The sequence below is a fragment of the Psychrobacter glacincola genome (assembly GCF_904846075.1).
GTDB classification, from domain to species: Bacteria; Pseudomonadota; Gammaproteobacteria; order Pseudomonadales; family Moraxellaceae; genus Psychrobacter; species Psychrobacter glacincola_C.
Genome location: NZ_CAJGZH010000002.1, coordinates 576,209 through 597,188, shown reverse-complemented (window position 1 = coordinate 597,188; position 20,980 = coordinate 576,209). Strand labels below are relative to the sequence as shown.

15 protein-coding genes, 1 tRNA gene, 1 pseudogene and 1 other annotated feature are annotated in these 20,980 nt (G+C 41.7%); of the genes and pseudogenes, 6 read left to right on the top strand and 11 right to left on the bottom strand.

What is annotated here, in order from left to right:
* Positions 1 to 9: 9 nt before the first annotated feature.
* Positions 10 to 1,140: a muconate/chloromuconate family cycloisomerase gene (locus JMW85_RS08625; RefSeq protein ID WP_201581468.1), complete on the bottom strand. Its 1,131-nt coding sequence runs from the start codon at positions 1,138 to 1,140 to the stop codon at positions 10 to 12.
* Positions 1,141 to 1,328: 188 nt separating this feature from the next.
* On the opposite strand from JMW85_RS08625, the gene JMW85_RS08620 reads away from it, so the two are divergent.
* Positions 1,329 to 2,246 carry a LysR family transcriptional regulator gene (locus JMW85_RS08620; protein ID WP_201581467.1) on the top strand — a complete coding sequence of 306 codons (918 nt, stop codon included), beginning with the start codon at positions 1,329 to 1,331 and terminating at the stop codon, positions 2,244 to 2,246.
* A 53-nt stretch (positions 2,247 to 2,299) separates the two neighbouring features.
* Complete coding sequence (locus tag JMW85_RS08615) at positions 2,300 to 3,259, top strand: maleylacetate reductase (RefSeq protein ID WP_265090736.1); 960 nt, start codon at positions 2,300 to 2,302, stop codon at positions 3,257 to 3,259.
* A 387-nt stretch (positions 3,260 to 3,646) separates the two neighbouring features.
* On the opposite strand, the gene JMW85_RS08610 is transcribed toward JMW85_RS08615, so the two are convergent.
* Positions 3,647 to 4,417, bottom strand: a complete 771-nt coding sequence (locus JMW85_RS08610) for an IclR family transcriptional regulator (RefSeq protein ID WP_201581466.1) — start codon at positions 4,415 to 4,417, stop codon at positions 3,647 to 3,649.
* Between the two features lie 182 nt (positions 4,418 to 4,599).
* Between JMW85_RS08610 and JMW85_RS08605 the strand changes: the two genes are divergently transcribed.
* The 4 genes from JMW85_RS08605 (at position 4,600) to JMW85_RS08590 (ending at position 10,170) form a co-directional block, all read left to right on the top strand.
* Positions 4,600 to 5,991 carry a GntP family permease gene (locus JMW85_RS08605; protein WP_201581465.1) on the top strand — a complete coding sequence of 464 codons (1,392 nt, stop codon included), beginning with the start codon at positions 4,600 to 4,602 and terminating at the stop codon, positions 5,989 to 5,991.
* A gap of 43 nt (positions 5,992 to 6,034) precedes the next feature.
* Positions 6,035 to 7,225, top strand: coding sequence for an iron-containing alcohol dehydrogenase (locus JMW85_RS08600; RefSeq protein WP_201581464.1), 1,191 nt, complete (start codon positions 6,035 to 6,037; stop codon positions 7,223 to 7,225).
* A 60-nt stretch (positions 7,226 to 7,285) separates the two neighbouring features.
* The gene (locus tag JMW85_RS08595; RefSeq protein WP_201581463.1) at positions 7,286 to 8,782 is read left to right on the top strand and encodes a CoA-acylating methylmalonate-semialdehyde dehydrogenase; all 1,497 of its coding nucleotides are present in this window, start codon (positions 7,286 to 7,288) and stop codon (positions 8,780 to 8,782) included.
* Positions 8,783 to 8,950: 168 nt separating this feature from the next.
* Positions 8,951 to 10,170, top strand: a protein-coding gene (locus tag JMW85_RS08590) for an IS3 family transposase (protein ID WP_201581462.1) whose coding sequence is annotated in 2 segments (ribosomal slippage) — positions 8,951 to 9,227 and positions 9,227 to 10,170 — 1,221 coding nt in all. Because the reading frame shifts where the segments join, the coding sequence is not laid out codon by codon here.
* Positions 9,226 to 9,342, top strand: a sequence feature (AL1L pseudoknot). It overlaps the preceding gene by 117 nt.
* Here the strand turns inward: JMW85_RS08590 and JMW85_RS08585 are convergent.
* The 9 genes and pseudogenes from JMW85_RS08585 to JMW85_RS08550 form a co-directional block, all read right to left on the bottom strand.
* A pseudogene (locus tag JMW85_RS08585) lies at positions 10,162 to 11,377 on the bottom strand (IS256 family transposase). The gene JMW85_RS08590 and the pseudogene JMW85_RS08585 sit on opposite strands and share 9 nt — an antisense overlap.
* 142 nt (positions 11,378 to 11,519) lie before the next feature.
* Entirely contained in the window at positions 11,520 to 11,816 is a 297-nt protein-coding gene (locus tag JMW85_RS14265; protein ID WP_227681742.1) for a hypothetical protein, read from the bottom strand.
* Positions 11,817 to 11,862: 46 nt separating this feature from the next.
* Positions 11,863 to 12,000: a hypothetical protein gene (locus JMW85_RS14260; RefSeq protein WP_227681740.1), complete on the bottom strand. Its 138-nt coding sequence runs from the start codon at positions 11,998 to 12,000 to the stop codon at positions 11,863 to 11,865.
* A 171-nt stretch (positions 12,001 to 12,171) separates the two neighbouring features.
* Positions 12,172 to 12,248, bottom strand: a tRNA-Ile gene (locus JMW85_RS08575).
* Between the two features lie 274 nt (positions 12,249 to 12,522).
* Entirely contained in the window at positions 12,523 to 13,710 is a 1,188-nt protein-coding gene (locus tag JMW85_RS08570) for a tRNA nucleotidyltransferase (RefSeq protein ID WP_201581461.1), read from the bottom strand.
* Between the two features lie 210 nt (positions 13,711 to 13,920).
* Complete coding sequence (locus JMW85_RS08565; RefSeq protein ID WP_201581460.1) at positions 13,921 to 16,242, bottom strand: NADP-dependent malic enzyme; 2,322 nt, start codon at positions 16,240 to 16,242, stop codon at positions 13,921 to 13,923.
* A 345-nt stretch (positions 16,243 to 16,587) separates the two neighbouring features.
* Positions 16,588 to 18,060 (bottom strand): protein adenylyltransferase SelO, encoded by a 1,473-nt coding sequence (locus JMW85_RS08560; protein ID WP_201581459.1) that lies wholly within the window; start codon positions 18,058 to 18,060, stop codon positions 16,588 to 16,590.
* Positions 18,061 to 18,383: 323 nt separating this feature from the next.
* Positions 18,384 to 19,562, bottom strand: coding sequence for an acyl-CoA desaturase (locus JMW85_RS08555; protein WP_201581807.1), 1,179 nt, complete (start codon positions 19,560 to 19,562; stop codon positions 18,384 to 18,386).
* A gap of 449 nt (positions 19,563 to 20,011) precedes the next feature.
* Positions 20,012 to 20,740, bottom strand: coding sequence for a glycerophosphodiester phosphodiesterase (locus JMW85_RS08550; protein WP_201581458.1), 729 nt, complete (start codon positions 20,738 to 20,740; stop codon positions 20,012 to 20,014).
* Positions 20,741 to 20,980 lie beyond the last annotated feature (240 nt).

Here is a 20,980-nt window from a genome sequence, read left to right as displayed (position 1 = left end):
TTAAGTCTTTTATGATTTAGGTAAATTGGTGATGGTTTGTTTGGCATAGTGGTAGATTTTATCGCTGTCTACTTCGATGCCAATACCTGCGCCTGTAGGAACATTTAAACCAAAGTCTTGATAATCAAGAGGCTTTACTAAAACGTCTTCGGTTAATAGTAAAGGACCAAAAAGTTCTGTATCGAAATTTAAACTGGGATAGGTTGAGAATACATGGGCGGATGCGGCCGTACCGATAGGACCTTCTAACATGGTGCCACCATAGAGCTCGATACCTGCTAGATGTGCCATTTGTCCGATTAAGCATGCTGCTTTTAATCCGCCTGCTTGATTTATTTTCACGGCAAAAACATCAGCATAATGATCTGCTGCTAAATGAAAGGCATTCTGAGGATCTTGGACAATTTCATCCGCCATAATGGCTACATCGAAATGTTCGGTTAAGCGTTTTAGGGCGGCTTTATTGCGCATTGAGACAGGTTGTTCTATTAAATCAACGCCGCCAGCTTGCAATAGGCTAATACCTTGCATAGCCTCAAGCTCTGTCCATGCTTGGTTGACATCAACCGTGATACGGCAGTCAGGTAGTGCTTTTTTAATGGCTAATACGTGGGCAACATCAACAACAATCGGATTGCTACCGATTTTTAATTTAAAAATGCGATGGCGCTTTTGCTCAATCATGCGTTTAGCTTCCTTAATATCGGTCGCTGTATTGCCGCTGGCAAGGGTCCAAGCCACTTCGATACGATCACGGACACGACCGCCAATTAGCTCACTTACTGGTAGGTTTAGACGTTTACCTTCAATGTCGAGTAGGGCAGTTTCAATCGCGCACTTTGCAAAGCGGTTGCCATTGATATGAAGATTGAGCAGCTGCATGGCTTTTGCTGTGCTAGTAGGCTGCTCTTTTAATAAAAGAGGCGTAAAGTAGGTATCGATATTAGTCTTGATGCTATGAGGGCTTTCTTCTGCGTAGCTTAGACCGCCAATGGTGGTCGCTTCGCCCCAACCTTCATAGCCATCTTCTGTTTGAATGTGTACCAATACCAAAACTTGTTCGTTCATAACGGTACAAGCAAGCTTATGAGCTCGAATAGTAGGTATCGGTACCAATAAAGTATTGATTGAACGAATCATGACAGTCCCTATTAAGTAAATGGTGCTTCCTTATGCTTAATAAGAACTATAGATGCTAGATAACGACATGTCTAAGACCTATTTAGTCTATTATTAATACCTTTTAGGTATTTTGATAACTAGATTGCACTATGTTATGTTCTTTAGGTATCGATAACCCTGTAAGGTCACTCAAGGAATAACATTCAATGGAATTGAGACATTTACGCTACTTTGTAGCAGTAGCAGAGGAAAAGAGCTTTAATAAGGCAGCAGAGCGTTTGTATATTTCACAACCGCCACTGAGCCGGCAAATAAAGCAGTTGGAAGAAGAAGTCGGGGTGATGCTGATTGATAGAGATAATAGACCTTTGAAACTTACTGAGGCTGGCGAGTTTTTTTATGATCATGCTGTTCAGATACTCGCAAAGTCTGACAAATTAAAATCTATGACAATGCGTAAGGCCAATTTTGATAACTCAATATCTATAGGTTTTGTGTCCTCGATACTCTATGGCATCTTACCGAAAATTATTGCCCGCTTTCGCGCATGCTATCCAAATATAGAGATTAAGCTGCAAGAGCTTAACTCATGGGAGCAAACACAAGCCCTTACAGAGGGTAAAATAGATGTGGGTTTTGGACGGATGTTATTTGAGGACGCTTCTATTAGGCGTATATTATTAAGAGAAGAAAGCTTAGTAGTCGCGGTTCCCAAAGACCATGACTTAGCAAAAGAGCAAAGTAGAGTAGTAAGTCTCATGGATTTAACCAATGAGAAATTGATACTCTATCCCACCGGACCTCGTCCCAGTTTTATTGACTATGTCTTGGAGCTATTTGAATCTCGTAACCTAAAAGCCAATTATTTTACTGAGGTGCGAGAGCTGCATGTTGCTTTAGGATTAGTCGCAGCAGGAGAAGGTTTGACGATCGTGCCTAAAACCTTAGAGCATTTGCGTAGTCAGGAAGTGATTTATATTCCATTTGAAAACGATCTATTAACGTCGCCTATCATCATGAGTGTTAGACACTTTGATAAATCAGAATTGCTAAAAACCTTGTTAGAAGTAACTTATCAGTTTTATGATATAGAAGGGTTTGATTATAAACGTGAGAAGATTTGAGAGACTCTGCACTCATTAAGAATCCTAATATGAACTCATAAAAGGATAATTTTATGCAAGAATTTCATTATAAAGCCTTACCAGTTGACGTTCATTTTGGCGTGGGAAAGTCAAATGAAGTCAAAGATATATTACTTCAGCATAGTTATCATAAGGTATTGGTGATTACGACACCTGGTCAAGAAGAAGCGGGTCGTAAATTGGCAAAAGAACTACAAGAAATCTGTGTAGGCGTGTATCCGCATGCTGTCATGCATGTGCCAGTTGACGTGGCGAATAAAGCAGTAAAATTTGCCAAAGAGAGTGATATTGATTGTTGTCTGGCTTTGGGCGGCGGCTCTACAATTGGACTTGCAAAAATAATTGCTTTGAAAACACATTTACCTATCGTTGCCATACCGACTACCTATGCCGGTAGCGAGATGACAACTATTTATGGTTTGACCAAAAACAATCTAAAAACTACTGGTAAAGACAGTCATGTCCTACCTAAGGTGGTGATTTATGATCCGAAGTTAAACCAAGCATTACCCGCTAAAATCTCAGCTTGCTCAGGTATGAATGCTATGGCGCACGCTGTAGAAGCGTTATATGCTAAGGACAAAAACCCAATCATCAGCCTGATGGCGATTGAATCTATCAAAGCATTAAAGTCTTCCTTGCCTGTGCTTGTCAAAGAGCTCACCAATATTTCAGCCCGCCAAAAAGCAAGCTATGGTGCATGGCTTGCTGGTATTTGTCTTGGTTCGGTTGGTATGGCCATTCACCATAAAATCTGCCATACCCTAGGTGGCACTTTTAACCTACCGCATGCGCAAGCACATGCCATTACGCTTGCGTATTCAGTACATTACAATCGTAACGCTGATATTGAAGCGATGGATAGACTGGCAGAGGCTTTAGACGTCAGCAGCCGTGAAGAAGTTGGCTTGGCAATTTACCGTCTAAACCAGTCTTTAGGTATTGAATTGGCTTTAAAAGATATTGGTTTACCTAGGGTCCCGCTGATGTAGCAAGGATGGTGTGTGACAGCCCTTATTATAATCCTCGTGAATACAATTACGATGAGCTAGAAAAATTGTTAAATAAAGCTTATTTAGGACGGCCTCCTATCTAGCATCAGAGTTCTATAACTTCACTTACTAATCTCAAAAAATAAAGAATATAAAATTCTAAAGATGGGTAGGAAAAGCTTTTAGATGTTTTGTAAATACTAATAGATCAGATAGGACTGAGAACATGTCTGTTATTAACTGTACTTACTATTAATTAAAAAAAGCTGCACACTTAATTGTTATTGATTATGCTTGCTTAAATCGTTAAGAGTGCATTCAAGAAACTAGTTTAAAATCTCTACACCTATAATTATCTAACAGAAATAAACTAAGTCTTTTAGAAGCTTAATCATAGTCCTGATTAAAAGTAACGGATAGCTCGAGAGCAGCTTCTCGCATAATAGGTACATATTCTAAAAGCTCATCCAAAGTTTTTCTTACAGTTGGGCCATGGGTAAATACTGTAGCAAACGTTTTGTTTTCATCATTGGGAATGAGTACAGCACAAGCAACCATGCCAGGAATAAACTCTTCGTCATCTATTCCTACTCTTGTGTCCCGTGTCTTAGCAATAGTCTGCATCAATTGCTTTTTATCTGTCTGCGTATTGGTAGTCAATGCATGTATCGATAATTTATTAATGATACGTTCGCATTTTGCATTGGATAGTTGTGATAAGAATAGCTTCCCACTAGCACTTGCCCAAATCGGTACATGAGTTCCTACTGGCAGATATATTTGAAGTGGCCAGTCAGACAAAACGCGATCTACATAAACTACATCTAGGTCTTTCATAATTGCAATGCCTACGGTTTCTCCTATTTGCGCTGAAAGCTGCTGTAATATTGCAAGTCTTTCAATTTTAAAATGATTATTCTGTAATAGGTCCATCGCTAACTTATAGGTTCTTTTCCCAGAGGTCACCTTCCCAGGCAAGTCCAATTGTACGAATCCAATATTTTGTAGCTGATCTAACAACCTGTACATACTAGGTATAGGTACATCCAATGTATCTGCTAAGTCGCTAACGCTCATTGGTCTTTGCGACCTCGCTAGAATTTCCACAATCTGCAAAACCCGCTCAACACTTGAGCCCTTCTTTTTAATGTTACTCATATCTTTGTAACTCCCTAACCATATGACTTCTAATGTTTCTAATCATTATAACGATAATATTTAATGATTTAAGGCTTGTTATTATAAAAATATTCTGTTAATTTCACATAACGATAAAAATTCTATCGTTATGTGAAATTTTAGAAAATGGATTTTATGTTTATATAGCACAAGGAGTGCATATGATAAGTTTATTACCGATTTTACTATCGCTAGGCCTGCTAATGTATTTAGCTTATCGTGGTCACAGTGTCATTTTATTAGCACCATTATTAGCTATGTTAGCTGTACTTCTGAGTGGTGAGGCTAATACGATGCTAGGCGTCTATACGCAAGTATTTATGAAAGGTCTCGGTGGGTATATCATCAGCTTTTTCCCACTTTTCCTACTAGGTGCTATATTTGGAAAACTGATGGATGACTCAGGGTCCGCACTTAGCATCTCAGAGTCGCTTGTCACTAAACTTGGTAAGAAACAAGCCGTTTTATCAATTGTAATGGCTTGTGCTATTTTGACTTACGGTGGAGTATCGTTATTTGTAGTAGGCTTTGCCGTATATCCCATTGCTGCCGCTCTATTCCGTGAATTAAATATCCCTAAAAGACTTATTCCTGGTGCTATCGCCTTAGGTGCTTTGACCTTCACGATGACTGCTTTACCAGGGACACCGGCAATTCAAAATGCCATTCCTATGCCGTTTTTCAAAACAGATTCTTTTGCAACCCCTGGTCTTGGTGCTATCGGTGGCTTGATTATGCTAGTAGGTGGCATGATTTGGCTTAATTATCGTACTAAAGCGGCTTTAAATGCAGGAGAGGGTTATGGTCAACATCATAATGATAAGTTAGCTGTAGTCGATCGTAGCTCTAAACCTTCATTACTGGTGGCGTTACTACCAATCATATTAGTCATATTAATTAACTTCATTTGCACGAAATGGCTATTACCTAGTATGGACAATAGTTATCTAGCAAGTGAAGAGTTTGGTGCTGTCCCACTAACCAAGGTGCTAGGGATCTGGGCTATTGTTATAGCTTTAGTAGTGTCTTGTGGAGCGATGATTCTGCTTAATTGGAAGCGTTGGAAAAACCTAAAAGAATCGCTCAGTGAGGGTGCACTTGGTTCATTACTTCCTATTTTTAATACAGCCTCTGAAGTTGGTTATGGGTCGGTTATCGCTACTTTAACCGGGTTCATAATTGTCAAAGAATTCTTATTAGGTTTGTCTCCAGGAAATCCTCTGATTTCAGAAGCTGTTTTCGTCAACGTTATGGCAGGTATTACTGGCTCAGCGTCTGGTGGACTAAGTATTGCTCTTAATACAATGGGGGATAACTATCTTCAGTTAGCTTCTCAATTTGGTATCAATCCCGAGTTAATGCATCGTGTAGCTTCGATAGCATCAGGTGGTTTAGATGCTCTTCCTCATAACGGTGCAGTTATAACTCTACTCGTAATTTGTCAGCTCACTCACAGAGAATCTTATAAAGATATTTTTGTGGTAGCTGTTGCAGTACCTGTGCTTGCACTTATAGCAGTAATTACCTTAGGTACATTAATGGGCTCGTTTTAGCACAGTAATAAACAAACAGTGATTAACACAAGGATAGGTAAATATGTCACATAGTATTCTTCTCCCAAGAATCATGGAGGTAGGCCGCGATGCATGTCAAAAGCTACCGACTATATTAGATAGCTTGGGAATAAAAAAGCCTCTCATCATTACGGATGAGATGATGGTTAAATTGGGTTATGTAGATACATTACAAACTATTTTGAAAGAAGTTCAGATTACGGCTGATGTGTTCTCAGATACTATGCCTGAACCTACTGAAAGCTCTATTGAATCAGGAGTGCAGCAGGTACGGAATCAAGAATATGATGGTTTGATTGCCTTAGGTGGTGGTAGTCCTATAGATAGCGCAAAAGCCATTTCAATTTTAGGGAAGTTTGGTGGCGTCATTAATGACTATAAATTTCCTCGTCAAGTAAATGAAGTAGGTTTACCTATTATTGCGATACCTACTACGGCAGGAACAGGGTCAGAGGTGACCAAGTTTACTATTATTACTGATGAAACCAATAACGAGAAGCTGTTGTGCGTTGGTATGGGGTTCATGCCAGTAGCAGCGATTATTGATTATAGTCTGACTATGAGTGTGCCGCCTAGAACCACTGCTGATACTGGTATTGATGCGATGACTCACGCTATAGAGGCTTATGTTAGTCAAAAACGCAATGCTTATAGCGATCAACAAGCTTTAGCTGCATTACGTTTGATTGGGCCTAATCTACAAAAGGCCTATGATGACGGCGAAGATGAGGCTGCTCGTGAAGCCATGATGTTAGGCTCAACGTTAGCTGGTATTGCATTCTGTAATTCATCCGTGGCTCTGGTTCATGGAATGAGCAGACCAATTGGCGCTTTTTTTCATGTGCCACATGGTTTATCCAATGCGATGCTATTGCCAACTATTACTGAATTTGGCATATCAGGCACTCCAGAACGATATGCAGAGTGTGCACGTGCATTAGGAGTGGCGAGCTTTAATGATAATGATGATCAAGCGAATATAAATTTGATTACGTATCTGAAAAATCTCAATATCGAACTCAAAGTTCCTACATTAGAACAATTTGGGGTTCAAAAAACCGATTTTGATGCGCTAATAAATACCATGTGTGAACAAGCATTTTCTTCAGGTTCTCCTAACAACAATCCCCGAATACCCAGTTTAGAAGAAATGGTTCAACTTTATACATTGTTATGGGCAGAAAGTAGCTCAAATGATGTTTCGACAAGCTAATAAAATAAAGCTTACTTTTAATCTACCTATAAACTAAATGCTATAAAAGGAATATATATTATGCAAACTATCGGACATTTTATTAACGGTCAGGCAATTAATGAAGAAAGTCAAACACAACCAATTTACAACCCTTCTACTGGTGAAGTAAGTAAACAGGTTGCTTTAGGTGGTTCTAAAACTATTGATGAGGCAGTTATTGCTGCAAAGGCAGCCTTTCCAGCCTGGCGTAAAACACCACCAATGAAACGCGCTAGAGTCATGTTCAAATTCAAAGAATTATTAGAAAAGAATGCTGATGAAATTTGCAGGCTAATTGGCGAAGAGCATGGAAAAATTTCGCACGATGCCGCCGGTGAATTACAGCGCGGTATCGAAAACGTTGAATATGCTTGTGGTGCACCAGAACTACTAAAAGGCGAACATAGCCGTAATGCCGGTCCAGATATTGATTCTTGGAGTGAGTTTCATCCACTAGGAGTGGTGGCTGGAATTACACCATTTAACTTCCCTGTGATGGTTCCTCTTTGGATGTTTCCTATGGCCATTGTCTGTGGGAATACCTTTATATTAAAGCCATCTGAGCGTGATCCAAGTGCATCAATGTTTATCTCAAAACTTTTGAAAGAGGCGGGGCTACCTGATGGTGTTCTTAACGTCGTTAACGGAGGTAAAGAAGCGGTTGATGCTCTATTATATCATTCAGATGTTGAAGCTGTAAGTTTTGTAGGATCTACTCCAATTGCTGAGTATATCTACACTACAGCTACTGCTCAAGGTAAAAGGTGTCAAGCATTAGGTGGGGCAAAAAACCATGCAATCGTCATGCCTGATGCTGACTTAGATAATGTGGTTACTTCGCTATTAGGGGCTGCATTTGGATCTTCAGGCGAACGTTGTATGGCTTTATCTGTTGCAGTAGCAGTAGGCGATGATATTGCTGACAGAATGGTCGAGGCGTTACAGCCGGCGATACAACAATTAAAATTAGGTGCCTATTCGGACAAAGAAAATGATTTTGGCCCCGTTATTACAGGAGCTCATAAATCTAAAATTTTGGAACACATAAAAAGTGCTGCAAACCAAGGAGCAAACGTAATCATTGATGGTTCTAATGCGGCACCAGCAGGTCATGAGCAAGGGTTTTTTGTGGGTCCTACTTTAATAGACAATGTGACAAAAGAGATGGACAGTTATGATGCAGAAATTTTTGGTCCAGTACTTCAAATTATGCGTGTTAAGACAATGGAAGAGGCAATAGAACTTATAAATGAGCATGAGTATGGTAATGGGACATGTATTTATACCCGAGATGGGGAAGCGGCTCGTTATTTCGTTGACAATATTCAGGTCGGCATGGTCGGTGTAAATATTCCTTTGCCAGTGCCAGTCGCATCGCAAAGCTTTGGAGGTTGGAAGCGCTCATTGTTCGGAGATCTATTTATGTATGGTCCAGACGGTGTAAGATTTTTTACTCGTCGGAAAACTGTTACCCAACGTTGGCCTAGTGCTGCTGTACGAGAAGACAAGCAGTTTTCTATGCCAACTTTAGATTAAATCTGTGTCATATTGCTTATTACAAATAGTGTTTACTTGAATATAACTTCGGTTAGTAATGGTTCTATAGCTTGAAGTTAAAAAAGCCACTTATATTTAAGTGGCTTTTTTCATATACTGAACTGCCCCGGGATTGTCGGAGACTTAATATTCTGAGAGAATACGACAATGAAAAGACAAACCTACACCCCCGAGGTGAAAGAACGCGCCGTTCGCATGCTGATTGAAGCGTCTAGCGATTACCCCTCCACATGGTCAGCTATTCAAGCCATAGTGTCAAAGATTGGCTGTACACCTGAAACCCTGCGATCATGGCATAAGAAGCACATACAACAAACCATTCCTGCCTCAGTACAAGCTCAAAGCCAAGAGCAACGTATTAAAGAGCTTGAACGCGAGAATAAAGAGCTTAAGCAAGCTAATGAAATCATTAGAAAGGCTGCTGCTTTTTTCGCCCAGGCGGAGATCGACCGCACGCCTTAGTAATGGTCGACTTTATTGATGATCATAAAAACAATTACGGGATCGAGCCAATCTGTCGAGTACTACCGATTGCCCCGTCAACTTATTATCGTGCTCAAGACTTAAGCGCCAACCCACACAAGCGTTCACAGCGTCAGTGGCATGACGATTTCTACATCAGTGAAATCAGACGTATCTGGCTGGACAGTAAATGCCGTTATGGTGTGCGTAAGGTTTGGCAGCAGATGCAAGCGGAAGGCATAAAGGTTGCTCGATGTACTGTTGAGCGATTAATGAGACATTATGGCTTACAAGGCGTTTGGCGTGGCAAGGGTAAGATTACTACCAACAGCCGTAATGACCAGCAAAGGGCTGGTGACTTGGTTAATCGTAACTTTAGCGCCCATCGCCCTAACCAGCTCTGGGTTGCAGATTTTACCTATATCAAGACTACAAGCGGTTGTGTATATAGTGCTTTTATCATTGATGTATTTGCACGAGTTATTGTCGGCTGGAAAGTATCTAATCGTATGAACACGGATATGGTGATGGCAGCGTTAAATCAGGCGATAGCAGATAGAAACCATCCCAAAGATGTCATTCATCACAGTGATCGAGGGGTTCAGTATTTATCCATTCGCTACACTTCTAGGATGAAGGATTCTGGCGTTATCGCCTCTGTGGGCACGACTGGCGACTCTTATGACAATGCCTTGGCTGAAACGGTCAATGGGCTGTACAATTCTGAGGTGATTCATTATTTAAAAGAGAGCTGGAATGGCATTAAAGATGTTGAACTAGCAACCCTTGAATGGGTAGATTGGTTTAATAAAACACGACTGCATAGCACGATTGGATATGTGTCACCCTTTGAGTTTGAAAAGCGGAGACCATCCCAAATTCTGTGTAACTGCCATTTAGATTAAATGCTTACTAATACGATCATCAAACATAATCATAAAGCGATTTAAAGCAGACGTCCAGTTACGAATGGGCATAGACCACTTTTTGGATGCCTGCTGAGTTGCTAAATAGACCACTTTAAATGCAGCCTGATCAGAGGGGAACACCTTACGCTTATTCACCGCCGTCCGAATCACACTGTTTAGCGACTCTATCGCATTGGTGGTATAAACCGCTTTTCTGATGTCTTTAGGGTAGCCAAAGAACACCGTTAAGCCCTCCCAGTTATTGCGCCAAGACTTAACCACGTGCGGGTATTTCTCGCCCCACACCTCATCAAAGTGCTCAAGATTGGCCTCTGCCATCTCAAGCGTATCAGCGCCATAGATGGCCTTTAAATCAGCCGCTACGGCCTTCTTATCCGTCCATGGTACAAACTTCATGGAGTAACGCACCATATGCACGATACACAGCTGAACCTGAGCGTTGGGATAAACGGTGTTGATAGCATCGGGGAAGCCCTTTAAGCCGTCGACACAAGCGATTAAGATGTCTTGTACTCCGCGGTCTTGTAGCTCAGTGAGAACGCCCAGCCAGAACTTAGCGCCCTCATTCTCTGATAACCACATACCAAGCAGCTCTTTTTTACCGTTAAGAGCAACACCTAGCGCTAGATAGATAGCCTTGTTGATGATCTCTGCTGTCTTGACGTATCTTCACGACGATGCAGTCCAAATAGACGATAGGATAGATGCTGCTCAGTGGCCTGTTCTGCCATGCGGTGATGTCATCTAAGAGGTTATCCGTGACTCTTGAGACAAGAGAGCTTGATATATCAACGTCGTAGATGTCTTTGATGGTTTCGACAATTTCAGTGGTGGTTTGACCCTTGGCATAAAACATGATTATTTTATCATCAAGGCCACTGATACGGGTTTGATGCTTACGCACTAACGCAGGTTCAAAGTCACCATCACGGTCTCTTGGGGTGGAGATCTCAAGCGCGCCGCTATCACTGCGGACGGTCTTTCTAGTATGTCCGTTGCGCTTGTTTGGCTTATCCGCCTTTTCATGCTTGGGGTAGCCAAGATGGTCTTCCATCTCAGCTTCAAGGGCAGTGTCGATAAACGACTGCATGAGCTGCTTCTGGAAGTCTTTGATATCATCAAAGCTGTTCATGCTGCTGGCCATTTGCTCGGCCAGTTTTTTAATGTCAGATTGAGTAGTCATTGCTTATTCTCCGGTTAGTGGATTATAAGCAGTTACACAAAGTTTGGGAAACTCCCGAAAAGCGGTATTATTATAATTTAATCCTGTCAGACATCGCTGCCTGACTCAAGTAAATCACTCTCCGATATACTCTCGGGGCGGCTCATATCTCTTTATGCTTATCACTTATCATTGACTTAGTAATATCATTTAGAGAAATATTTAACCAGTCTTTTAGTTTATGTAATATTTGACGATCATAAGTGGTAATAGTGCCTTTAGCTAACCCAGTCTTTGTTGATTTAAAGTACTTATAAGCCTCTTTAAGTGTTGGTACATTATTGTTCTTATCTTTCGGGTCTTCCAAGTTCTCATGAAGACCATCGTAAACATGCATACCTTTTTTTATATTTGCCATCATTATGCTGGCTTTCTCACGCGCTTCGGTTAGCGTAATCAAGTGCGTCTCTTCTACTTCATCTCGATATAATTTTCCATTTATACGCTTATGTAATGTATAGCAGTTTAGACAGCTTACCTACACGTAGCGCAAAACCAGTTAGTACATCGTCCATATAGATTTCAGTACCTTTAGCGGTATAGTCTACTGAATCGATAAGTTTTTTGGTAAGTTTAACTTTCATATATCACCCGTGCAGCAGTACATAACTATAGTGTTAGTAGTCATCATACTTTAATTACTACAAGGGTCAAAGTATCAAGATAGTATCAAAAAATTAATTACATCAATGCGTCCGCATAAATTCTAGACAATAAAAAACCCTTACAAGCAAATGCCTGTAAGGGTTTGAATTTGGTGGGCCCAGTAGGACTTGAACCTACGACCAAAGGATTATGAGTCCTCTGCTCTAACCAACTGAGCTATGGGCCCTAACGCTAGACGGACAATGATACCTGAATTTTTTAATTTTTCAAGTAAAAGATAGGTAGTAATCAAGATATTTTTTATGATGCTCTACTTTTCTATCAAATATGACCACCAGACAATGTCAGGCTGCGACCACCATCAACAGTAATAATCTCAGCAGTAATATAATTGGCCTACACGAGGTACAACACACTATGGCCAATCTCGTCAGGTCGACCTATACGCTGCATAGGAATTGAGTCAATGATATCGCGCTGCTGCATCTTTTTAAATTTTCTTAACATTGGTTTCGTACTTGCAAGTGTTCAATTCTGGCTTGTCGTAATGCTGCACCAATCGCAGGGCCTGTTAGCGCTGAGTCAATATCCTGCATACTAATGGCATGAAAGCTATTCAGCGCTAGCATCATCTGACGGTGCTGTGTTGCCAATTGCAACACGTGGCTGGTCACTAATAGCTGCGATAACTTATCAGGCTCTTTATGAGCGCCGCAAGTTTGTATGAGATCAATTTTTTCAGCCGCGCTTAAATGGTGTATTGTGCTTAGCTTTGCGACTTGCTGAGCGAAGAGATTCGAAAATTGAGTGTGTGCCTTTGGTACCTTAGCGGCGTTGCCTATATCATTGATACCTTTTATATTGGCTGCTTTATTTACGTTTTCATTTGTATGTTCTGAGGTAAATAAAAATGAATTAAGGCTACTCATTAATAGCGCCCAACGTTGTGACAAGTTCAATTTCATTTGCCCTGCGAAATATAGCGCCGTCTGTACCGTTTCACGTATCTGAGTATTAGCCCAAGCTTCATGTAGCGGGGCAAAATATTCTATGAGCGCACCAATCTCAAACAGTTGTTGCCAGTATACCTGCGGCGATAGCTGCATGGTTGCACGGCTAGATTCTTGCCAAATGCGCTCTGCACTTAAATGCGCAAGCTCTCCAGAGTCAACCAATTGGCGCATCAACGTCAAAGTTTCATCAGCAATGACAAAACCTAGATCATAATAACGGCTATAGAAGCGAGCGGTCCGAAGCACTCGTAGAGGGTCTTCGCTAAATGCACCTGATACATGACGCAAGGTTTTGCTTTCTATATCAGCCATGCCACCATAATAGTCAATGACGTCACCGTTGATTGGCGTATCATCAGTTAAGCTGGTGACTTCTATGGCCATGGCATTAATCGTCAAGTCTCGACGTTGTAGATCCTCTTTTAAGCTGACGTCAGGACTGGCATGTACGCTAAAGCCTTTATAACCCAAGCCTTCTTTTCGTTCAGTGCGTGCCAGTGCGTATTCTTCATGGCTACGAGGATGCAAAAATACAGGGAAATCTGCACCCACTTGCTGGAACCCTGCATCAAGCATTTCTGCAACAGTTGCACCAACGACGACAAAATCTTTATCTTTAATAGGACGTGCTAACAGTTGATCGCGTACCGCGCCGCCGACAAGGTAAATTTGCATGAATGCCTCTATCTTTTATTTTTATTGAGCAAGTGATGACTGATATTGAATAAGGCTACGTTGCGTCTTAGCCAATGTATAACAATCAAAAAAAAAACCAGCCAACGCTATTTAATAGCATTGACTGGTTTTAGTATAGCAGACAGTCTCTATAAATGAATAACAGAGACCATCTCGATAATACATACTACCTAGGTAGCGCAGGATGAATTACTGATTTTCGCTCGCCAAATCTTGAGCTTCAGTAACGGAAAGAGCGGTCATATTGACGATACCACGTGCAGTTGCTGATGGTGTGAGAATATGTACCGGTTTGCTAGTACCTAATAAAATAGGACCAATAGAGGCGCTACCAGTTGCTGTCTTGAGTAGATTAAAGGCAATATTTGAGGCGTCAAGTGTTGGTAAGATGAGCAGATTTGCAGCACCTTTCAACGGACTTGATGGCATGTTGTTTAAACGAATATGTTCATTCAACGCGGCGTCACCTTGCATCTCACCGTCGAATTCAAAGTCTACATTCATGTCTGTTAGCAGTTCATAGACCTTGCGCATTTTCACAGCACTGGTGCGATTTGAAGCGCCAAAGTTAGAATGAGAAACGAGCGCGACACGCGGTGTAATACCAAAGCGACGTAACTGATCAACCGCTAAGACAGTCATTTCAGCCAATTGTTCAGCCGTTGGATCTTCGTGGATATAAGTATCGGCGATGAAAATATTACGATCTTGCATGAGTACTGCATTCATAGCATAGAAGTCGTTCACACCTTCTTTTTTGCCAATAACGCTTTGTACATATTTTAAGTGCAACTGATAATGGCTAAACGTACCACATACCATACCATCTGCAGCGCCATTTTCGACCAATAGTGAGCCGATCAATGTGGTCTTACGACGAACATCACGACGAGCAAGTTCAATACTCACACCAAGACGTTTGTTCTTCTCGTAGTAACCCTGCCAGTAATCTTTATAACGAGGATCGTCATCAACGTTAACAATTGTAATGTTCACACCATCTTTTAGACGTAACCCTAGTTTTTCGATATTGGCTTCGATGACTGAAGGACGACCAATTAAAATAGGTTGTGCTAGCTTTTCATCAACGACCACTTGCACAGCAAGTAAGATATTATTGTCTTCACCTTCACAGTAAACGATACGTTTTGGATCGGCTTTAGCGCGAGCAAAGATTGGTTTCATCACGAATGCAGAGTTATAGACAAACTCAGACAGGCGCTGACGATAAGCTTGCATATCAGCGATAGGTAAGGTTGCAACGCCTGAGTCCATCGCTGCTTGAGCGACCGCAGACGCGATCTCGATGATTAGGTTTGGCTCTAAAGGCCCTGGAATCAAGTAATCACGACCGAAACTTTGCATTTTTTCAATGTTTCTAGCGCTGGTGGTCGGTGTTGCTTCAACGTGTGCCATCGCAGCGATAGCTCTTACGCAAGCGACTTTCATCTCTTCGTTAACAGTCGTGGCACCAACATCTAATGCGCCGCGGAAGATATAAGGAAAGCATAAAGCGTTGTTTACTTGGTTTGGATAGTCTGAGCGACCCGTTGCCATGATGACATCTGGACGTACGGCGTGCGCCAATTCTGGCATGATCTCAGGCGTTGGGTTAGCAAGTGCAAAGACGATAGGGTCTTTTGCCATACGGCGAACCATATCTTCAGATAACGTACCAGGCATCGATAGACCAAGGAACATATCGACATCATCCATCACTTCGTCGATAGTGGTCGCAGTCGTCTCACGCGCATAGCGCTGTTTGGTTTCGTCAAGATTTTCACGGATAGTCGTAATGATACCGCGTGAATCTGAAACAAAGATATTATTTTTGTTTACACCAAGTGCGCAAATAATATCTAAACAAGAAATGGCGGCGGCACCGGCACCTGAACAGACGATTTTAATCTCTTCGATTTTTTTGCCAGTAATCAATAGCGCGTTGAGCATCGCTGCTGCAACAATGATTGACGTACCATGTTGGTCATCGTGAAATACTGGAATGTTCATGCGCTTACGTAATTCACGCTCAATTTTGAAACATTCTGGTGCTTTGATGTCTTCTAGATTGATGCCACCGAAAGTAGGCTCAAGAGAAGCAACTGCCTCGATGAATTTGTCTGGATCATTTTGTGCAATTTCAATATCAAAAACGTCGATACCTGCGAATTTTTTGAATAGAACCCCTTTACCTTCCATCACAGGCTTCGATGCCAATGGCCCGATATTACCTAGACCCAGTACCGCAGTACCGTTGGTGATAACACCAACCAAGTTGCTACGGGCGGTATATTTAGCCGCTAACGTTGGATCTCTTTGAATCTCAAGACAAGGAACTGCCACACCTGGTGAATAGGCAAGTGCTAAGTCACGTTGGTTGGCCAACTGCTTAATAGGGGTGACAGAGATTTTGCCTGGACGTGGGAACTCATGATAATGTAAGGCAGCTTGTTCAAACTGCTCTTTTTCTGTACTAAGGTTATCCGTATTCAAAGTGGTATCGTCATTCATAATAATTGCCATGGTTAGAATAAATTGGAATAAAGTAAATGGAGATAAAAATAACGTTTTACCCTCAAAAAATCATCTAAGGGCAACGTGACGCTAAACAGTTAATAATTCAAAGTATCAGGATTAGCGATTAAGCATTGAGCCAAAAAAGTAATCTAGTGGAATAGTTATTCTAGCACTATTGCCAATTCACTGCCTAGTCAGCTGCCGTGAACGGCGAGAATAATATAGTAAAATGATATTCATTATTTAGCCAATTAATAATGCCAAAAAATAGGGTTAAATATCAACCCTAATCTTATAATGTTTCAAAATATTACAGAATAGCAGTTTAATAACATATCATTAAGAAGAGCAACTAATCGGCATTTGCGGCGCATGTGGGGTAGGCGGCATCGTATCGAGAAGGGTAGCGATTGCTTGTACCTGATAAGGGTTAGCCAGTAAATCGAATACTCGACTTACTTCTTCGAACTGTCCTTGTTCTGCTGCCGTAATGGCACGCTGCGCCATACTATTACGCAGTACATAAACAGGATTGTTGTGCTGCATATCATCGATAACTTGCTCAAGTGCAAGTGGCAGCTGTTTTATTTGAGCCACATAACGAGTCGACCAATCTTGCCAGATTTGTTTGGCATCATCGCTAAGCTCATTTGTCATGGTTGACAATAGCTGCTCTTCATAATGGTGCTCATTCGGCGCGACCAAACCGAGTAGCGCACGGAAGCTATTGGTATAGTCCAGCAAGTTGTCTTCTAGTAAGGTTAGCCATTCGAAAGCTAAGGTTAAGCTCTCTTTTGCATGCGGCAGCCCAAGCTTGCGGCACAGTCCTTGCTGATAATGTTGCATAAAGGTAGCCTCATAAGGCGCTAGGCAGTCTGCTAACGCCTCACGTGTTACGCCCTCTAAGCGCATAAAATGTGGCAGCCAAGCATTGAGATTCCAGTGACCAATAGCAGGTTGATTCTGATAAGCGTAGCGACCAGTATAATCAGAGTGGTTGTTGATCCAAGCAGGGTTGAAGCGCTCCATAAAACCAAATGGACCAAAGTCTAAGGTGCTACAAGTGATAGAGAGGTTGTCAGTATTCATCACGCCATGAGCAAAGCCAATTAGTTGCCAATCAGCGATCATTCGTGCGGTTCGCTCAACCACCGTGGTTAAAAATGTCAGTATGGGAGCGTCACTATCACGGCACTCTGGATAATAAGTGTCGATCATATAATCGGTGAACTCAGTGAGTAGATCAGGAGCAAAGCTGGCAATCCACTCGATATGACCTAAGCGAATGTGACTATCAGCCACGCGCATCAATGCCGCACCTGCTTCCATGCGCTCACGGCGCACCCTCGTATCGGAGACAACAAATCCCAAAGCATTAGAGGAAGGAACACCTAATTGTGTAAGGGCATGACCACATAAATACTCGCGAATAGTGCTGCGCAAGACAGCGCGACCATCACCCATCCGCGAGTAAGGCGTCAGACCAATACCCTTAAGGTGCAAGTCTTGCAATTGATTATTGTTATCGAGCACTTGTGCCATCAGCAAGCCGCGCCCATCACCCAATTGACCTGCCCATTGCCCAAATTGGTGACCCGCATAAACCATGGCCAATGGCTTAAAATCCGCTGGCACGTATTGACCGCCCAATATCTCAACCCAGTTGGTCATCAGATTTTCATCATCTGTCCAGCCTAACTGCTGCGCAACTTTCATATTGAAGTGTCCAGCACGTGGATTGTCCAGCGGCGTTGGCGGTTGCTCATGATAAAGGCGTGTGTCTAGATTGATATAGGTATTTTGATAGCGCATACAAGCCGTTCCTGCTTTTGAAGTATAAGTAAAGTGTAGGGGCGATAAAAGCACTATAGCATAGCCTTGATATTACATCGTTTCACTCTGTCCATCTCTTGTAATAGCGCACCCAAAAACCATGAGTAATATTGAATGCATTTAGCCTATCAAACAAAGATATTGCTTCCACTTGTCCTTTTTATTTTTATAAATCAATGTTCGACACGATCTATAAAGGATGAGCAAAAAAAACCCTCTATCTGCTACAGATAGAGGGAAGGAGAAGCTTTACAATTATCGTTCATCACAAAAGTAATAAAATACAGTTTAATAATCAGCGATTATGCTGCCTTTTTACTGATACCAATCGAGCGAAACGCGGTTTTTAAATTGCTATTATGCTCAAGAATTTTTTGTTCAATTTTGGCATAGTCATGCTTTAGCTCATCTTCCACTTCATGCATGCGATCGGCATATTCTGTCTTTTTCAGCTCAATCGTTTTGGCTTTGAGTGCTTGCCATTCTTCAACAGTCTGCATAAAGGCATCATATTCAAACTTAATACGATCTTGGAAGCTTCTCATGGCATGAGGAAGATCAAGACCGCCCACTGCTGCTGTATCGATTTGCTGCTGAGCCGCTTTAAATTGCATTTGTACTTCTGCATGCTTGATAGTGGTGTCATCAACGGTACGTAGCTCACTGGTTAAGCCCAGCTTCGATAGGCCAGCAATCAGCCATTTAGTAGGATCATACTGCCACCATTTTACCCCGTTACGATAGTCGTATTGGAAGAAGTGATGGTAGTTATGATAACCCTCACCCCATGTAAAGATAGCTAAGAAGAAGTTATCACGGGCAGTATTGGTATCCGTATAAGGACGCGTGCCAAACATATGACATAGCGAATTAATAAAGAAGGTAAAGTGGTGCGTCAGTACCAGACGTAGTAAGCCTACGATGACCAAAGTACCCCAAACATCACCCAATAACCAACCGATCGCAGCGACCACACCGATGTTTAATGCCGCAACCCATAAACCGTAATATTTATGCTGAATTTGCAGCGTTCTATCTTTGGTTAGGTCAGGGATATTTTTATAGTCAAATTTACCGCTAGGATAATTGCGTAGCATCCAGCCCATATGACTAAAGAAAAAGCCACGCTTTGCTGAGTACGGGTCTTCTAAGCGGTCATCGACATGACGATGATGCGTACGGTGACCAGAAACCCAATCAAACGCTGAACCTTGTACGGCAAAGGTAGAACCTAGCAATAAAAAGTTTTTGACGATTGGATGCGCTTTATAAGCACGATGCGATAGCAGGCGATGATAACCCGCCGTAATACTGATACCTGTCCATACCATAAAGGCACCAAATACGCCCCAAACTGGCGCGCTAACATCATGAGTAAACAAATACCATGGTGTAATGATCGCAGCAGCAATAGGTGTGGCTACTAGAATAGTCGCTGGAATCCAGTTGATCGGCGCTTTTGTAAACTCAAACTCGCGCATATCAATGCTGTCTTCTTTAGTAGCGACATCTTGCTCTCCCGCAGCATGGGCGTAGTTGCGTTTGGCAACAGGCTGCTCATTAAGCGAGCTTGCAGTTTTACTCTCGTCAAAACGTGTCTTAAAACGTGTGGCTTGAGTGCTGGCGGCTTTGATAAGCGTATCACCAGATTTGATAGCGAAACGTAAGCCTTTAAGCGGTAAGCCAAGTGCTTTTTTTGCAATCATATAATATCCCTAGCGGTATTAATTTAAGCCTATATGATACCTTAAAAAATCAATAAAGTGAACAGTTATACACTGTAAAAATATTGCTAAATAACAATAACTTGTATCGATTATGGAATGTATTGACGAAAATAATGGATGACTTATCAGGCATTGAGGAGAAGTGTAAGTAACACCGTAGATATGTAGATGATTTTAAATAAATCAAATAAAGGCGATGCTTATTAACCCAGCAGTAAATGACTTGGATAATCAGTGATGATGACGTCAGCTTGCCACGCGATCAGCTGTTTAATCGTGTCAATATCATTGACCGTCCACGCACTAACTGGCAAGCCATAACGGTGGCTATGTTTAATGACTGCTCGACTAATCAGCGGATAGTGGATACCTAGCTGAATACAGCCAAGTTGCAAGGCGGCATTCGGTGCAGTCATTAAGACTTCAGGTGTGCGAATGAGCAAGCCGCGAGAGATATGCTTTAGTAATGGATGACGTTGTAAGCGAACATGTAGCTCTACATCAAAGCTGGTCAGCACAATGGGTAGTTTGGCAAGTGGACTATCGATGAGGTTGCGTGTCAATGCTTTTACCAATTTAGCATAATCAGTACGGTCATGCGTTTTAATCTCCAGTTCAATATCAGTAAAGCCCTTTAGCAACGGCGCTACCTGCCCTAATGTCATAATTTGATGACCAAACTGCGAATGGCGTTGAATCTCAGTAAGATTCAACTGATCAACACGTGCTTGCTGACCACACATGCGTTGCAGCGTGTCATCATGAAACACGATTAAATGACCATCCGCGCTCAGTTGCACATCAAACTCAACCCCTGTTAGACCCTGAGTGTTGAGACGTTGAGCGTACTTAAAGCCTGAAAAGGTATTTTCTAATGCTTCGCCGCGCGCACCGCGATGACCCAATAAAAGCGTGTTTTCGAAATTTATCATAATTTATATGGTTGGTTAGTGATACGCGCAATCATATAGTGCTAAAACAATAGCGTCTAATAAAATTTGCTCAATAGAGCAATATTACTATGTGGTTCCTTTTATCCAAAAACTTTATAGAGATGAGCTGAGCGAAATCTTAGAATATGTTGAATGTCTGTCAAACATTCAAAAAACCCTAGTTGATCGCGGTAGTCTAAAAGCGTATTTATAACGAATTCATAAGTATGTATTTGTTAT

Excerpts from the sequence above, each read along its gene's own strand:
- JMW85_RS08615 (WP_265090736.1), top strand. The coding sequence starts at position 2,300 with ATGCAAGAATTTCATTATAAAGCCTTACCAGTTGACGTTCATTTTGGC.
- JMW85_RS08560 (WP_201581459.1), bottom strand. The coding sequence starts at position 18,060 with ATGCGCTATCAAAATACCTATATCAATCTAGACACACGCCTTTATCAT.
- JMW85_RS08570 (WP_201581461.1), bottom strand. The coding sequence starts at position 13,710 with ATGCAAATTTACCTTGTCGGCGGCGCGGTACGCGATCAACTGTTAGCA.
- JMW85_RS08605 (WP_201581465.1), top strand. The coding sequence starts at position 4,600 with ATGATAAGTTTATTACCGATTTTACTATCGCTAGGCCTGCTAATGTAT.
- JMW85_RS08595 (WP_201581463.1), top strand. The coding sequence starts at position 7,286 with ATGCAAACTATCGGACATTTTATTAACGGTCAGGCAATTAATGAAGAA.
- JMW85_RS08555 (WP_201581807.1), bottom strand. The coding sequence starts at position 19,562 with ATGCGCGAGTTTGAGTTTACAAAAGCGCCGATCAACTGGATTCCAGCG.
- JMW85_RS08620 (WP_201581467.1), top strand. The coding sequence starts at position 1,329 with ATGGAATTGAGACATTTACGCTACTTTGTAGCAGTAGCAGAGGAAAAG.
- JMW85_RS08610 (WP_201581466.1), bottom strand. The coding sequence starts at position 4,417 with ATGAGTAACATTAAAAAGAAGGGCTCAAGTGTTGAGCGGGTTTTGCAG.
- JMW85_RS08550 (WP_201581458.1), bottom strand. The coding sequence starts at position 20,740 with ATGATAAATTTCGAAAACACGCTTTTATTGGGTCATCGCGGTGCGCGC.
- JMW85_RS08600 (WP_201581464.1), top strand. The coding sequence starts at position 6,035 with ATGTCACATAGTATTCTTCTCCCAAGAATCATGGAGGTAGGCCGCGAT.
- JMW85_RS08625 (WP_201581468.1), bottom strand. The coding sequence starts at position 1,140 with ATGATTCGTTCAATCAATACTTTATTGGTACCGATACCTACTATTCGA.
- JMW85_RS08565 (WP_201581460.1), bottom strand. The coding sequence starts at position 16,242 with ATGAATGACGATACCACTTTGAATACGGATAACCTTAGTACAGAAAAA.
- JMW85_RS14260 (WP_227681740.1), bottom strand. The coding sequence starts at position 12,000 with ATGAAAGTTAAACTTACCAAAAAACTTATCGATTCAGTAGACTATACC.